The sequence below is a fragment of the Planctomycetota bacterium genome (genome assembly GCA_016207825.1).
GTDB lineage: Bacteria > Planctomycetota > MHYJ01 > JACQXL01 > JACQZI01 > JACQZI01.
In genome coordinates this window covers 25,709-41,557 of sequence record JACQZI010000026.1, presented here as the reverse complement: position 1 = coordinate 41,557, position 15,849 = coordinate 25,709, and the positions used below count along the sequence as shown (strand labels likewise).

Below are 15,849 nucleotides of genomic sequence, written 5' to 3'. Positions count from 1 at the left end.
GCCGATTCACATAATAAATCAGGGGTCATAGACGGGTTCTCCTTATAAAAATACTGTTCTCTACAAGTATTTTCGTCTATGACCCTGTTTTACTTTAACTTTTATATCACTCCTCAAAATAATTATTCAACAAAGCAGGGTTGCCCCTACCCTACCTCCGTTTGGATTAAAGAATTTTAAGGGTAACGATTTATTTATGCGAAGGTAACAAGCCATTCTTTCAATGGCAATTCTTAATTCCATCAAAGGCTATGCGTCATTATTTCGCGGGTAATGCCTGATTATTTTAATGGCAACGAATTATTTATGGTCAGGCAACGAACCATTATTTTAGTGGTAACGGTTGATTGCTTCAGGGGCTATGCTTCATTAACCGAATAGCTACATCCCTACCCTACCCCCTATTATTTCCAAAGCCTGAATCTATCATATAGCGAAGAAATTTGGCTTATCTTCGTTATAACGCGCCTAATATTCGTTTATTTGCGCATATGGGGGAATTTGATAAACGAGTTACCTATTAATCTTGAACTTTAGGGCCGGAAATGTAATATAATGAAGATGTAGAAATCAATATAATCGAGTTCCGGGCGTTAAGTTCAAGATTCCACGGCTTAATCTTGAACTTAATAAGGGAGGGAAAATGTCCCGTTGCAACTTTTTTATCAAGCTTTCGCCTGAAGAATCCAAATCTTTAGACGGATTTTTAAAGGATGCCTTAAGCAAAAGAAACATGCGGGCGCGCCGCCGGGGGCAGGCAGTTTACTGGTCTAATTATGGCTGGACGGTTGCTAAGATTGCTCAGCAATTAAAGACAAGCGAACGCAGTGTCTGGAAATGGCTGGATGCCTACCGGAAAAAAGGCGTGGAAGGATTGAGGGGTAAACGGGTATTTAAGAGAATAAAATATTAATTCTATGTTAGATTTCGTAAAACGTGAGTTAAAGAGCCTTCGGCAGGCCGGATTAATCAGGGAATTCAAAGCCATTTCGGCAATCAAAGGAAGCCGGGTTAAGATTGGCGGAAAGTGGTATGTTTCTTTCTGCACGAATGATTACCTGGGCTTATCCCAGCACCCGCGGGTGATAGAAGCCGCCCGGCGCGCCTTAAAAGAGGTCGGCTGGGGTTCGGGCGCCTCGCGCCTGATGGCCGGGACATTCAGCTACCACAAAGAACTGGAAAAAGAAATCGCCCGCTTTAAAGGCGCCCAAAGCGCGCTTCTTTTCACCTCCGGCTACGCGGCAAATCTCGGCGTCATCACGACACTGGTAAAAAAGGATGATATCATCTTCTGCGACGAACTTAACCACGCGAGCCTCGTGGATTCCGCGCGCCTCACTAAGGCACGTCTATACATATATAAACATCGAGATGCTTCCCATCTTGAAGAGGGGCTAAAGAAACTATCTAACAACTATAAACTAAAATCTAATATCTATATTATAACCGACGCCATCTTCAGCATGGACGGAGACGCCGCGCCCTTAAAAGAGATAACCCGCCTGGCAAAGAAATACAAGGCAGTCACGATTGCGGATGAAGCACACGGGACAGGCGTTTTGGGGAAACACGGCCGCGGATTAGCCGAGCACTTAGGACTAGAAAAGCAGGTTGATATTTCCATCGGAACATTAAGCAAGGCGGCCGGAAATATCGGGGGCTTTGTCACCGGAAGCAGGAATTTTATAAGCTACCTTAAAAGCAAGAGCCGTCCGTTTATTTTCACAACCGCTCTTCCCATGCCCGCCTGTGCCGCCGGAATAGAAGGATTAAGAATAATCAGGGATATGCCGTCATTAAGAAAGAAACTCTGGTATAATACGAACTATGTCAAGGAACGATTAAAGAAGTTGAACTTCGATTTCAGGGGCTCGATAACCCCGATTATCCCGATAATGGTCGCCGCCCCGACGTTACGTCGGGGCGAGCCTCGCCACTCAATTAATATAAAAGGGCGGGGCAACGCCAAAAAGACATTAGCCATCTCACAATACCTCTGGAATAAAGGATTATTCATTCCGGCAATTCGCCCGCCGACGGTTCCGCACGGCGAAAGCCGACTGCGCATCACCATCACGGCGATGCATACGAGGAAAGAACTGGATTGGATGCTGGAATGCCTGGTTAAAAGTCTAAGAGACTAAAAGCCTAAGAGTTTAAGAGAGCGCTTTTTCAACTGACGAGAGAATTGTATCCAGGCACGCCAAGCGACCTTCGCCAACTTTCTGGCAGGCTAAGTAACCTTTTTCAGGCGGAATGAATTTGTAGCCTAGCTTTTGCAGTTTCTTTATATTTTCCTGAACTATCGGGTTTTTATACATCATATCGTTCATTGCCGGGGCAATCAAGACCGGGCACTTAACGCCCGCCTGCCGGCGAGGCAGGGACATGACTACGGTGGAAAGGAGGTCATCCGCAATGCCGTGGGCAATTTTGCCGATGATATTCGCGGTGGCAGGCGCTACCAGCAGTAAATCCGCTTCATCGGCTAACGAAATATGTTTCGGGTTAGCTTCGTATCCGCTAAACATTTCCGTATAGACTTGGTTATGGGAAAGCGTCTGGAAAGTAAGGGGAGTGACGAATTCCGCGGCGGATTTGGTCATAACGACCTTGACACTGGCGCCTTTCTGATGGAGCCGGGAAACGATTTCCGCGGCCTTATAGGCGGCAATCCCGCCGGTCACGCCTATCAATATGTTTTTGCCTTTTAATTTCATTTCCCTTTGCCTTTTTTCTCTTCTTCCTCTTTCTTAACGGTAATCTCGCCGGACAATATTTCATCCATTATGGTTTCAATTGACTCATCAACGCTTTTGTTCATCTTGGACATAATCCCGGCGCGCATCATTTCCTGAAGCCTTATCCGGACGACCGATGTCGCCTTAAAACGCCCGTGGGCACTTTCCGTAATTGCGTCTATTTTTTGTATATTCATGCGATTCTCCTTTTCATATCTAATTTATTTAAATAATTTACTGGCTAAAATACCTTTCATCTCTTTCAGGGCCTTTTCCAGATCATCATTTACCACCCGGAAATCGTATTCGCTACTGCGTTTCAATTCCTCGTCAACCCGCGCCAGGCGTTTTTTCATATCACCGGTTGCGGTTTTGCGTTTCATAAGCCTTTCTTTTAACGCCTGGACATTCGGCGGCATAATGAAAATAAAAACGCCTTTATACCCTTTATTCCTTAGGTTTTCCGCCCCGTCAACGTCTATTCTCAACAAAGGATAACACCCTTGGGCAAATATTTCATCTACCGATTTCTTTGGGGTTCCGTAAAACTCCCCGTATAATTCCGTATGCTCTATGATTTCGTCTTTTTCCAGCCAATTCTTAAAGGTTTCTTTGGAGACGAAATAATAATCTTTTCCATCTGTTTCCCCGGGCCGCGGCGCCCTGGTCGTTGCCGTGACGCAGGCTTTCACCCTCGGCTCATCCTTAAGCAACCGGTCGCACAAAGTGGTCTTGCCCACGCCCGAAGGCCCGGAAACAACCAGCACTTTATCGGGATTAGCCATTTTACTTATTCAACCCCGCTTCGATGGTTTCATTTCATTCAACCACCTTCGGAGATTTCGTTTCACTCAACCCGTCTACGAGGGTCTCATTTCATTCGATCCCGCTATGGGGATTTCATTTCATTCAATATTCTGAACCTGTTCCTTAAGCTTGTCTATCTCCGTTTTTAGCGCGATAGTATAATGGGCAATCTTGCTGTCATTACCCTTTGATGCCATGGTATTAACCTCGCGCAATATTTCCTGCGTCAGGAAATCCAGTTTCTTGCCGGATTCGCCATCCTGTTTTATGGTCTTACGGAATTCTTCCAGGTGCGATTCCAGCCGGTTGATTTCCTCGGTAATATCAATCTTCTGGGCGAAAAAGGCGACCTCCTCGGCAATGCGCTGGTTAATATTGTTTGCATCAGCGCATTGATTCGCCCCGACAATTTCCGGTTTTATTTTGGCAAGTATTTCGGCCACTCTTTTGGAAAGCGTCGCCTCATACTGGCTTTTCACTTCGGGAATCCGCTTTCTCACCTCTTCTTTTAAAGACCAGACCCTTTTAAGAATCGCTTCCAATGCTTTCTTCAGGCGGTTTCCCTCGCTTGAACGCATCTTCACCAGGTTTTTCAAAGCACTCCCGATAACTTTTTCCGTACCAGTCCAATCCGGTTTTATTTCCGCAGGTCTCAGTTGAATCAACTGCTGTATTCCTGGTAAGGCAAGCAGTGTGTTTATTGAAAGCGGGTCTTTCAACCCCAGCTTTTTCTGAAGCGCTTTTATCCGGTTATGGTATTCCCTGATAACCGGGATATTGAATTCGTAAACCGGTTTCTGGTTAACCGGCTCAAGTTTTATAGAAAGATTAATCGCCCCGCGCGGGATATACTGGCGTATAATTGCTTCGATACGCGCATTGGAGCCGGAAAATACTTCCGGCAGGTTCAGCTGGCAGTTAAAAAAACGATGATTGACCGAGCGCGCCTCGACCCGGATATTCATATCCTTGACTCGTGCGCTTGATTTTCCGTAACCGGTCATACTACGCATAGTTTATCCTCTATTTCAATCCTCTGGAGCCGGGCTTGGCTACCGGGATTCCTTTTTTACACAAAGGACACTCTTCAGGTTTATAGATAGGCGGATTAACTTTAAGCAGGGCATTGAATTTAACGTTAAAAGGAGATTCGGCTTTGCCGCTTCGGTCAACCAAAGACACCACGCCGACAACTTTACCCTTGTTTTCCTTTATCACCTCTACGACTTCCTGCGCCGAACCGCCGGTAGTTACGACATCTTCTATGACAAGGACGTTCTCTCCATTATTAATGGTAAACCCGCGCCTTAAAACGAGCTTGTTATCAACCCGTTCCAGGTAAATCGCACGGGCTTTGAGCGCCCGAGCCAGTTCGTACGCGCCGATAATCCCGCCCACGGCCGGCCCGGCCACAATATCCACCCGGCTTTTCATCCACGGCTGGGCAAGTTTTTTGCATAACCTGGCGTTAATCCGCGGGTTTTCCAGAATGCGCGCGCACTGGACGTAGGTATCGCTATGATTACCGGAAGTTAACATAAAATGTCCCGTCTGGACGGCACCCAGTCTTTTGAAAGTATTCAATATCGCATCATTATTATGCATGAAAGAATCCTTTTCACAAAATACTAATATTAGGACGGGGTTACCGGCTGTTGAGGCGCCGGTGCCGGAACAGGCTGTTCCGCCGGAGGCGTTGTCGCAGGCGGAGTATTCGGAGAGCTCGCCGGGGCTGGCGGTTTATAACCATCCATCCTTGAAGGGTTTTCATGGGGAATTTTATTAATAATGATAGCAAGTATGAAGAATATTATCGCCAGGATTACGGTAATACGCGTGGCAACGGTAATCGCCTTAGCGCCGAAAAACGAATCGCTTCCGCCGCCGCCAAATGCGCCTGCCAGGCCGCTTTCACTGTGGTGCGGCTGGATTAAAACAATCACGATAAGCAAAATGCTGACCAGCATGAAAATAGCCATCAAGACAGATAGTAGCACCCCCATGTCATTCCTCCTTTAAACAAACTATGATATTATAAATAAACTGTCGTAATGTCCAGTATTTTCCTCCATATTTTATAGTATATGTTGACAGAAACAAGCCCGTTTGATTTAATAACAGTTGTTGGTCTTACATAAAATACAGGCAAGGCATAAAAAATTTCTCTCTGATATTATTTTTTATAAAACTTTGGGGCTTTAAAATTGTATTATATATTAGAAAGGTTGCATCCAAGCTATAAAGAAGGGCTTTTTATATGAAAACAAGGATCGTTTCTGTATTAATACTATGTGTCACAGCAATTTATTTTTTAACGGATTATAGTAATGCTAATTGCCCAAGCGGAGGCAGCGGTGGCAACACCATCACCCCGATTACGCCTCAGGTGCCTCCGGCTCCCACCCGCCCGCCTGCGAATACAGGGCTGGAACCGCTTGTTTTCAACCCGCCTAACACAGGGCCTCTAGGCGCATGGGAAATGTGGTGGATCAGGAACAGGTTAAAACACCTGCCTTTTAAAGAACCTTTGGTGTGGAGAGAAGAAGTAAATGCGGGCGAAAACGAAACAATAGCCCAAAAAATGAACCAGACCAAAGAGATTATAGACGCCATTGCAAACGCCATGAAAAGCGACAAGTTTCCGCTAGCCCGCGGTATGGCGGCCTGGGCACTCGGTAAATTCAAGGATAAATACGGGCTTCAATACCTTAAAGAAGCCTTAAATGACCCTGATTATAACGTAAAGAATATGGCGTATTTATCCCTCGGCGTTTTCGGGGATGTTTCTTCTTTTGATACGATAAAACAATTCCTGTTTTCAAGCGAATCAACGGACATAACCAAAGCATACGCCGCTTTGGCACTCGGTTATATCAAGGATCCCAAATCAACCGAAGCGCTTAAGGAAATATTAAACCCGAATTCCAAAACACCCCAAAACGCAATGTGTTCGGCAATCCTTGCTTTAGGCAACCTTCAGGAAAAAGAATCAATCCCGCTCCTTTCCGGTATTCTTAATGACCAGAAACGGACTATGCAGGAACGCGCCTACGCCGCACTGGCTTTGGGCAGAATCAAAGCCCCGGAGTCCTTACCGGAACTAAAGAAATCCATGCAGGATAAAACAGGGGATATCCGCTCCAGCGTGGCAATCGCACTTGGACTAATCAAATCGCCCGATTCCAAAAACGACTTGCTTAACATGCTTCAAAATGATAAAGATTCCCGTGTTCGACAGTTTGCCGCCGTTTCATTGGCCCAGTTGGGCGATAAATCCGTTTGTGACGCCCTACGAAAAATGCTTACCGATAAAAAGCTGGACTATAACGTTAAAGGGGTTGTTATAATTGCACTCGGCATTATGGGAGATGAAAAATCGGCTGATCTCTTAAGGGAAACCGTTTCAAGCAAAAAAGACCCGTTCCTGCGCCCGGCATCCATTATAGGACTCGGGCTCCTTAAGGATAAAAAAGCCGTCCCGGTGCTGATTAACACCCTGAAAACAGAACAGATGTCAGACCCGGTCGCTTTTTTATATACTGTCCAGGCTTTGGGAATGATCGGGGATGAACAAGCCGTCCCAACGCTCGAAACCCTCTATAAAAAAGCGCAGGAAGATTTAAATATTGCCGTTCCTGTTTATAACAATCTGACGGTCGCGCTTGCCATGCTGGGTAAACGGAAAGAAGTCCTGGAAATATTGCACAAACACCTGAAGGATAAAAAAGCAACTTCCCAGATTCTGCTAAGAGCCATTCACGGAACGGCCTATGTCGGCACCAAGGAATCCGTTACAAACCTAATCAATTGTTATAAGGACGAAAAGAATCAGGATGTCCGGATGTATATCATGTTTGCATTAGGATTTATACTGGACCCCCAGAAAATTAATCCGCTTTATGATATTACTGCAGATAATAATTACTTTATCTGGCTTAATATCATGGATCATATTTCTCTCAATAAACCGGATTAACCAAATTCTTTAGTATAACGAAAAGGAGCGCCTTAATATGATAAGAAAAACCGTCTTACTTACGGCCATGCTGCTTGCCATGATATTGTTTTTGCAAAGCGATAATATCAATCAGGTTTTAGGCTGGTGCCCGAGTGCCGGTGACGAAGGCAATACTCTTCCGCCCCCGGGACCTCCTCCGGAACAAAAAATTACTCCAACGCCGACCCCAACGCCCGCAAGCAGGCCGGGCCCAAGCACAGGGCTCGAACCGAAAGTATTTAACCCTCCGACAAACACCCTTCTGGCCGCATGGGAAATATGGTGGATAAGAAACCGCCTGAATCATCTTCCCTTTAAAGAACCGGTGAAGCTTAAGGAAGAAATAGGTGACGGGAACGAAACCCAAAGCGTAAGCTTGAATGCCGTAAAAGAAATAATCGATACGTTAGCCGATGCGCTAAAAAACGATAAAAACCCGCTGGCGCAGGCAATGGCCGCTTTGGCGCTGGGAAAATTCAGGGAAAAAAACGGACTGCCCTATTTAAAAGAAGCCATGATGCATCCTAACTATGATGTCAAAAACACGGCGTATCTGGCTTTGGGCATATACGGAGATACGACTTCTATCGATGCGATCAAAACTTTCCTTTTTTCCTCTGATTCCACGGAAATAAGCAAATCTTACGCGGCTTTGGCGCTAGGTTATATCAAGGACCCGGCGGCTACGGAAGCCTTGAAAGACGTTTTAAAACAGGATAAAAAGACGCCCATAAACGTAACCTGCTCGGCCATTCTTTCCCTGGGCAATCTGCAGGAAAAATCTGCTATCGCGCTTTTATCGGGGATACTTACCGATACAAAAAAAACGCTGCAGGAACGAGCCTATGCCGCCTTAGCCTTGGGCCGGATTAAAGAACCTGAAGTCCTTCCCGAATTAAGAAAGGCCCTGTCCGATAAAACCGGCGCTATCAGGGCCTCTGTTGCAATAGCTTTAGGATTATTAAAAACTCCTGATGCCAAAAAAGATATCCTTAATCTTCTCCAAAGCGATAAAGACAGCTCGGTTCTTGAGTTTGCCTCCATCGCCCTGGCTCAATTAGGGGATAAAACGGCCTATGACCCTCTGGTCCAGCTTATCAGCTCCAAGAAAACCGATTACATGGTAAAAGGTTTTTGCATAATCGCGCTTGGAATCATCGGGGACGAAAAATCAGCCGCCAAGCTCAGGGAACTGCTCGCCGATAAAAAGGAACGCCTGGTCCGCCCGGCTGTTATTGTCGCGCTTGGGATTCTTAAGGACAAAAAATCCGTCCAGCCGCTTATTAACACGGTTAAAAACGAGCAATACGCCGACCCGGTCTCTTTCATATACGCCATCCAGGCTTTAGGGATGATTGGCGATGAACAGGCTGTGCCGCCGCTTGAAGCCCTTTATAAAAAGGCGCAGGAAGACCTGAATATCGCAAACCCGGTTTATAATAACCTGACCGTCGCTCTTTGCATGCTTGGCAAAAAGAAAGAGGTGCTGGAAATATTGCACAAGCACCTTAAGGAGAAAAAAGCGCCCATGCAGATACTGCAAAGGGCCGCTCACGGGCTGGCCTATGTCGGCAATAAAGAATCCGTGGATACCCTCATTAAAGCCTATAAAAACGAACAGAACATGGATTTAAGGATGTATATCATCTTCGCCCTGGGCTTTATCCTGGACGTCCAGAAAGTCAACCCGCTATACGCGTTGACCGCGGATACTAATTACAATATCTGGCTGAATATCATGGACCATATTGCCGTAAGCAAGCCGGATTAGCTGTTTCTGGAAGGTTGTTTTGAAAGGTCAAGGCGGGCAGCAATCAGTTATTCTTCCGCTGGGTCCATTCATCAAGGGTCATTACCACTTCGCGCGCCTTGCTGTTTTTGTATGCGCCGACGATTCCGACCCGCGCCATCATGTCAACCAATCTTGCCGCGCGCGTATAGCCGATTGCCAGGCGGCGCTGGATAAGCGAAACGCTTCCGCGCTGGGTCTCCAGCACTATCTTGGCGGCCTCTTCAAATAAGGGGTCGGCTTCGATTTCTTCCATGGCATCCTTATTTTCCAGCTCCAGCAATTCGTCGTCAAAGATGGGCTCGCGCTGTTTCTTAAGGAAGTTCATCACCTCGCGGCTTTCCTTCTCGCTCACAAATGTCCCCTGCGTGCGGATGAGGTCGGTTGACGAAGGCTGTAACATCAGCATATCGCCCTGTCCGAGCAGTTTCTCCGCGCCGTTCCGGTCAAGTATGGTGCGCGAATCTATTTTGGAGGCTACCTTAAAGGCAATCCTCGCCGGCATATTGGATTTAATCAGTCCGGTAATCACATCCACGCTCGGGCGCTGGGTCGCCATCACTAAATGAATCCCGACCGCCCTGGATTTCTGCGATATCCTCGTTATGGCCGTTTCCACATCGTCCGATGCCGCCATCATCAAATCAGCCAGTTCATCTATAAAGACCACGATATACGGCAGGCGTATCGGCACATCCACCGGCGCTTCGCCGTCTTCGGAAAGCTTTTCCCTGATTTTCTCCTCGCTCAACTGGTTATAACTTTCTATCTTCTTAACGCCTGTCCTTAAGAAAAGTTCATATCGCTCATCCATCGTCCGGACAATCCATTTGAGAACCAACGGCGCGCGGCGCATATCCGTCACCACCGGGCTGATTAAATGAGGGATATCCTTAAACGCCGAAAGCTCGACCATCTTCGGGTCTATCAAAAGCAACTTCATCTGCTCCGGCGTCTTGGTCATTAATAACGAAAGTATGATGCTGGAAACGCAGATGGATTTTCCCGAGCCGGTCGTCCCGGCAATCAATAGATGCGGCATATCCGCCAGGTCTTTAATCAAAGGCGCTCCCGAAGCGTCTTTCCCGATAAACAAAGGCAGCGCCGCTTTCTGGCTGGCTTCCGGATTGGCAAGCAGGAGCTCTTTGACGCGGACGATTCCCTTAAAGGCATTCGGCACTTCTATCCCGACGGTTGATTTCCCCGGAATCGGCGCGACGATCCGGACATTAGGCGCCTTAAGCGCTATCGCGAAATCATCCGCCATCCCGGCAATCTTGTGGACGCTGATTCCCGGCCCCAACTCTATTTCGTAGCTCGTCACGACCGGGCCCTTTTCCACGTGGGTCACCCGCGCCACCACGCCGAAGTTGCTCAAAGTGGATTCGATAACCAGAATGCAATCCCGTATGGCTTTCTCATCATTGGCGGTATCCAGCGCCTCGGCATCTTCCAATAAATCAATCGGCGGCAGGATAAACTCGGAAATCGGCTGCACTGCCTTAGGCGCCTTTTTGGGCTTCGGCCCTGCGGGAACATCTGCCGTTGCCGCTGGCGCTAATTCTCCCCCGAAAGTCACCCCTTCGGCCTCTTCGGAATCCTCATTCGTTTCTTCTTCCTCTATATTATTCTCTTCCTCATCCTCCGTAGCGACAGCGGAGTCATCCTTATCATCCGCACCTTCCGGTGCGGCTGTAATCACGGCCGTTCCGCCGCCCGAGCCGATAGTCGGAGCGGGGAAGTTAATCACGGGCTTAGGTTTAAAGCGATTGGCTATCTTCGCCATGAGTTTCACGCCCAAAGGCTTTAAGGCCGCCTGGTAGAACCAGAGCGCCACGTAATAAGCTATCCAATCGGTTGCCAGCGTCGCCGCAATCACCATCAGGAATAACGCCAGGATATAACTGCCGAAATATCCGAAATATGCTGTCGCAGTCGAGCTTAACGCCTGCCCGATAAACCCGCCGAAGCTTTCCATCTTAACGGATAAATTCCATGCCGTGAAGCTCTCCGGCGTCATCAAAGCCACCAGCATGCAAGACGAGAATATGAATATGGCCAGGCTGGCTATCTTAATGGCAAAGGAAGGTATTTCCCTTTTGGCAAAACGCAGGATTCCCCAGAACGAGATAAAGATTGCTGCGACAAACGCCACTATCCCGAAAAAGAGAAACGCGTAATACGCCAGAAACGCCCCGATGCTCCCGGCCTTGTTGGCAACGGTCTTATTGACCGGATACGCCACGTCGGCATAATCATGCGGAGAATACGTCACCAGCGAAAGCATCAGGAACAAGCCGAAGCAAAAGAGGAATACCCCTAATAGCCTTTGCTTGCCTACGGATTTCTTATTGTTCTCTTCTTTAGACATTTTTTACTTCAATACAAACCAGATTATCGTTGCCGCGCCCGCGAAAAAGCAATAGAAGCTGAAGTAATGCAGTTTGCTTTTCTGCACCACCCGCATCAAAATCTTTATGGCGATAATGCTGGTAATAAAGCAGGTTATCCCTGCCGTAATTATAGGTATCGGCTGGAAAGTCTCCTTAAATTTACCGAAATCTTTAAGCTCCAGGTATGCCGCGCCCAGAATCACCGGAATCGCCAGTAAAAACGAATATACCACCGCGTCCTTTTTCTTTAAGCCAAAGGCCAGCCCGCCTGAAACGGTCGAGCCGGAGCGCGAAATCCCCGGAATAATGGCGATTGCCTGCGCGATACCGATAAGCAGTGAATTCTTGAATCCGACCTTATCCACACTGGCTCCTTCTCCCCAGCCGCTAATCTCGCCTGCCAGGAGGATAAACCCGTTAATGATTAAGGCTATCCCGACCAGATAGAGATGCGCCGGGTCGAATAACTTATCCACCTTATCATTAAACAAGAGCCCGATAACGCCGGCCGGAATCGTCCCGACTATTACCCATAAAACCGCCTTGAACCTCATTCCAAAGATAATATCCTTTATCTCATCGAACAAGGCGACAAGGATTGCCAGGACGGAAACAAGATGGAGGAATACGATAAAGGCAAGGTTGGCCTCAGGGTCTTTCATACCGAAGACCGCCTCGCCGATAGCCAAATGGCCCGAACTGCTGATGGGCAGGAATTCGGCAATGCCCTGGATGAGGCCTAATATAAATGATTCGAAAAAGGACATATAAAAGTATCGAGTAGTGTGTAGCGTGTATTGAGGAAAGGCTCTCTACTCCATCCTCGCTACTCGCTACTTTTTTCTGCCAGCCTTATAATAAATCTGGCAATGGTTGCCTTGGAGGCTTGCCTGAACTGCTTGATAATACGGCCCTGGCTATCCAGGACCATGGCATCGCTTGAATCCCTGCCGATAACCGACGCCGGATTAGCCACGATATAATCCAGCCGTTTTTCCCGCGCCTTGGCGCGGGCGTATTTAAGGAGATTCTTTGTCTCCAGCGCAAACCCCACTAATATCTTATTTCGGGTTTTGGCGCCGATTTCTTTAAGTATATCGGGGTTGCGCACCAGTTTGAGGCTGATTTTATCCTGTGTTTTCTTCATTTTGCCTTGGAGTGTGTGAGCCGGGCGGTAATCGCTCACAGCCGCGGCCATTATCAGGCAATTCGCCTTTGGAATGTATTTAAGAACCGTCTTGCGCATCTGTTCTGTTGTTTCCACTTTTATTAAACTTACAGATGCTTTTCTCTGTGAGCTCTGTGTCTCCGTGGCTACAGGGCCGCTTATCAATATTACTTTATTCCCTCTCTTTACCGCCTCCTTTGCCAGCGCGTAGCCCATCTTGCCTGAGGAGAAGTTGGAGATATAGCGCACCGCGTCAATCGGCTCGCGTGTCGGCCCGGCTGTAATCAGGAATTTCATAATCTGTTATCAAACAGGATGAATTATATCATCCCTATAAAATCACTAAAAGGGAACGCTTTTACTTATGCCTTACTCATATTACCCTTTACTTGTATATTTGCAATTACAATGCAAACTTACAATAATAAACTTCAAATGTCAAGTAAAGCTTTAACAAGTCTGAACAGTCGTTTAACTGTTCCGGTGTCTTAATGCGTAGCGAAGCGACGTCCTAAGAGTTCGGGGATAGTATAGAATGGCACATAGTCAAGCATGGAAACAAACGATAACTCTTTGTTATATAAGATGTTGGAACTAAAGAGCCTGTTCATAAAATTCCCATTTAGGCCATATTAAAAGTGTCATTCTGAACCATAAGGGCGAACATAGGGGGAATGTTCCGGGCTACCCCCTCCATCATCCGGGCAAACCTTTGCAAGACAGCCCCCATAGGGAATAGGGCAAGGCAGGGAGCTTTATTTTTTAGGGGGTGTATTAGGTAAGATTATCAAGGTGCAGGAGTTAGGTTATCGAGGTTAATGGGTTAGGTTAGCAAGGTGTATGCCTTAGGTTAGCCAGGTGTAGGAGTTAGGTTAGCCAGGTTAAGGCCTTAGGTTAGCAGAGTGTAGGAATACTAATACAAGGGTGTAGGGGTAGCCCCCCTCTTTATAACAGCTTGTATTTATTGGTGTTAGGGGGAAAGCTAACAGCAGGATTCATGAGGGGATGTATTCTTGAGATACGCCAGGCAGAGCCGTCCCAGCATTTTCCTTTAAGTTCTATTTCTACGATTAAATATTAATATAAACGGATTTGAGATAAAAGAGGTCTATAATAAGCCTACATACCTACCTTTGCGTATAAAGTTTCTTAAGCATCAGGGCATCGCCTTCAAGGTTCGGGCTTTCGCAGATGGCGATACCGCCGATTTTATTCGCTTTCAAAGACTCGACAAAATCCTTATAATTAAAATCGCTATCTTTCAAGTTAAGGTGCTCTAACTCGCCCTTAGCCGAATACCTGATGCCGGAAATATGAATTCGTATGTCTTCCAGCCCCTTCGCGCCCAGCGACTTTTTAATCTGTTTCCAGACGCTGTCAAATTCCGCCCTGGTATTAAACGCGCCGCCGCTTCTGGCGTGCAGATGGGAGATATCCAGGCATAAGCCAACGCCAATGGATTCGGCTAGCTCACCACGAGCCAATTCACTTGCCAATCTCAATAACTCTTCAAGTGACCCGAACTGGCTACCCTTTCCGGTAAGTTCAGGAGTAAGCCTGATTTTGATTTTCTCTTTAGCCAAGCCATTCAGTATTTTCTCAAATCCGCCTTTAATCTTCTGATATACCGCTTCCGGTTCGCCCCCTTGGTAAAACCCGGCGTGGAAGGTAACGTTTTCCACTCCCGCTATAAAGCCGATTCTGGCGCTATCCATAATGCGCTTGATGCTGGCTTCGTATTTTGGCTTCTCGTCTGAATTTAGATTAATGAAATACGGAGCATGGCAGGTCAGGCGGATACCGAGGCGCTCTTTGGCTTCACGGACTTTTTCCGCAAGCTGAGATGAGAGATTTACCCCGTGGACAAATTCGAGCTCCATGGCATCGAGACCGAGCTCCTTGATGCGCTCGATACCGGAAATGGTATTTCCTTCTTTAGAGGAGCGGGGTACTCCTGCCGTTCCGAATAACAACATTGAATTTATTTCTTATCCTTACCTTTGCCGTGGTCTTTATCGTCCTTATCCGGTTTATCCTTACCTGGCTTGTCCTTACCGGGTTTATCCCGACCGTTGTCGGGACTGCCGGAATCATTCTTGGTAGGCTTGTCTTTGCCCGGCTCAACCTTATCCGATTTGCCTTGATGCGGTTTGTCCTTGTCAGGCTTATTTTCCCTGCCCGGCTTGTCTTTTCCGGGGCGATTATTGCCGTGCTTTTCTTTATCCTGTTCGTAAGAATGTTTATCCCATTCATGCCCCTTGACTGATTTTATTTTCCTGTCCGAATCAATCTCCCGCCGGACTATTCTATTGAAATCGTCACCACGTTCGTGATGCCTGATGACATCTACGGGTTGTATGTGGAACGCCTCGCAGGTTACCTTGAGGTGCACCAGGTTTATCATATCGTGTTCGGTCAGAACAATGGCGCGCGGATTCTTCCAGTAATGGCCGTATGCCTTCCCGTAAGGCGACCCGAGTTTTGTATCAGGAGGAATATGTGCGAAGAAAATCACCGGGTCAAGCCTCAGGCGGCGCGTGGTGATTTCCACCCAGGAAACGCCTTCCCTGTGCCAACCTATGATAAGCACCGGGTCGACGTGGCTGTGATACGCCAGGAAAAGAATCAGGTTGACATACTCCGGTGAATAGTTGTATGAATGGATTCTGACGACCGTATCGTAATCCCAATCGTAATAATTCCAGACGACCCATTCCATATCCGTGTAAACGAAGTGAGTGGTTGTCGGGTAGTGAGCCGGATGGGAATAAACCACGCAACCAGTCAAGAATAAGGCAATCATTCCCACAAACAGTATCGTGCATAAACGCTTCATAAAACATCCTCCTTAATCGTTATTGATTACTACATAATATCCTTATGAAGTGGGTTTGTCAATCTTTTTCCCTTAGCCACCAAGACACAAAGAGAAATTTAATTTTCTTCTTTATCTT

15 protein-coding genes are annotated in these 15,849 nt (G+C 47.1%); 4 read left to right on the top strand and 11 right to left on the bottom strand.

Annotated elements, in window-relative coordinates; genetic code table 11:
* The first annotated feature begins 643 nt into the window (after positions 1-643).
* A complete protein-coding gene (locus HY811_09690; GenBank protein ID MBI4835073.1) occupies positions 644-913 on the top strand; it encodes a helix-turn-helix domain-containing protein in 270 nt (89 codons plus the stop codon).
* A 4-nt stretch (positions 914-917) separates the two neighbouring features.
* The gene (locus HY811_09685) at positions 918-2,144 is read left to right on the top strand and encodes an 8-amino-7-oxononanoate synthase (protein ID MBI4835072.1); all 1,227 of its coding nucleotides are present in this window, start codon (positions 918-920) and stop codon (positions 2,142-2,144) included.
* 12 nt (positions 2,145-2,156) lie between these two features.
* Here HY811_09685 and coaBC read toward each other — a convergent pair whose 3' ends face one another.
* The 6 genes from coaBC to secG form a co-directional block, all read right to left on the bottom strand.
* On the bottom strand, positions 2,157-2,720 hold the full coding sequence (gene coaBC / locus HY811_09680; protein MBI4835071.1) for a bifunctional phosphopantothenoylcysteine decarboxylase/phosphopantothenate--cysteine ligase CoaBC: 564 nt from the start codon (positions 2,718-2,720) through the stop codon (positions 2,157-2,159).
* Positions 2,717-2,938 (bottom strand): hypothetical protein, encoded by a 222-nt coding sequence (locus HY811_09675; protein MBI4835070.1) that lies wholly within the window; start codon positions 2,936-2,938, stop codon positions 2,717-2,719. Before HY811_09675 ends, coaBC begins: the two co-directional genes overlap by 4 nt.
* A gap of 24 nt (positions 2,939-2,962) precedes the next feature.
* Complete coding sequence (gmk, locus tag HY811_09670; protein ID MBI4835069.1) at positions 2,963-3,526, bottom strand: guanylate kinase; 564 nt, start codon at positions 3,524-3,526, stop codon at positions 2,963-2,965.
* A 120-nt stretch (positions 3,527-3,646) separates the two neighbouring features.
* Positions 3,647-4,561 (bottom strand): YicC family protein, encoded by a 915-nt coding sequence (locus HY811_09665; GenBank protein ID MBI4835068.1) that lies wholly within the window; start codon positions 4,559-4,561, stop codon positions 3,647-3,649.
* A 10-nt stretch (positions 4,562-4,571) separates the two neighbouring features.
* Positions 4,572-5,153, bottom strand: coding sequence for an orotate phosphoribosyltransferase (locus tag HY811_09660; GenBank protein ID MBI4835067.1), 582 nt, complete (start codon positions 5,151-5,153; stop codon positions 4,572-4,574).
* 29 nt (positions 5,154-5,182) lie between these two features.
* Positions 5,183-5,551 (bottom strand): preprotein translocase subunit SecG, encoded by a 369-nt coding sequence (secG, locus tag HY811_09655; GenBank protein MBI4835066.1) that lies wholly within the window; start codon positions 5,549-5,551, stop codon positions 5,183-5,185.
* 254 nt (positions 5,552-5,805) lie between these two features.
* Here secG and HY811_09650 point away from each other — a divergent pair, with 254 nt between their 5' ends.
* Both HY811_09650 and HY811_09645 read left to right on the top strand, forming a co-directional pair.
* The gene (locus HY811_09650; GenBank protein ID MBI4835065.1) at positions 5,806-7,524 is read left to right on the top strand and encodes a HEAT repeat domain-containing protein; all 1,719 of its coding nucleotides are present in this window, start codon (positions 5,806-5,808) and stop codon (positions 7,522-7,524) included.
* 37 nt (positions 7,525-7,561) lie between these two features.
* Positions 7,562-9,316 (top strand): HEAT repeat domain-containing protein, encoded by a 1,755-nt coding sequence (locus HY811_09645; GenBank protein MBI4835064.1) that lies wholly within the window; start codon positions 7,562-7,564, stop codon positions 9,314-9,316.
* A 43-nt stretch (positions 9,317-9,359) separates the two neighbouring features.
* Here the strand turns inward: HY811_09645 and HY811_09640 are convergent, their stop codons facing one another.
* From HY811_09640 to HY811_09620, 5 genes are all read right to left on the bottom strand, one after another.
* Positions 9,360-11,705, bottom strand: a complete 2,346-nt coding sequence (locus HY811_09640) for a DNA translocase FtsK (GenBank protein ID MBI4835063.1) — start codon at positions 11,703-11,705, stop codon at positions 9,360-9,362.
* A 3-nt stretch (positions 11,706-11,708) separates the two neighbouring features.
* Positions 11,709-12,494, bottom strand: coding sequence for an undecaprenyl-diphosphate phosphatase (locus tag HY811_09635; protein MBI4835062.1), 786 nt, complete (start codon positions 12,492-12,494; stop codon positions 11,709-11,711).
* Between the two features lie 59 nt (positions 12,495-12,553).
* Positions 12,554-13,192 (bottom strand): phosphopantothenoylcysteine decarboxylase, encoded by a 639-nt coding sequence (locus tag HY811_09630; protein ID MBI4835061.1) that lies wholly within the window; start codon positions 13,190-13,192, stop codon positions 12,554-12,556.
* An 830-nt stretch (positions 13,193-14,022) separates the two neighbouring features.
* A complete protein-coding gene (locus HY811_09625; GenBank protein MBI4835060.1) occupies positions 14,023-14,871 on the bottom strand; it encodes a TIM barrel protein in 849 nt (282 codons plus the stop codon).
* A 5-nt stretch (positions 14,872-14,876) separates the two neighbouring features.
* Positions 14,877-15,731: a hypothetical protein gene (locus HY811_09620; GenBank protein ID MBI4835059.1), complete on the bottom strand. Its 855-nt coding sequence runs from the start codon at positions 15,729-15,731 to the stop codon at positions 14,877-14,879.
* Positions 15,732-15,849: the final 118 nt, after the last annotated feature.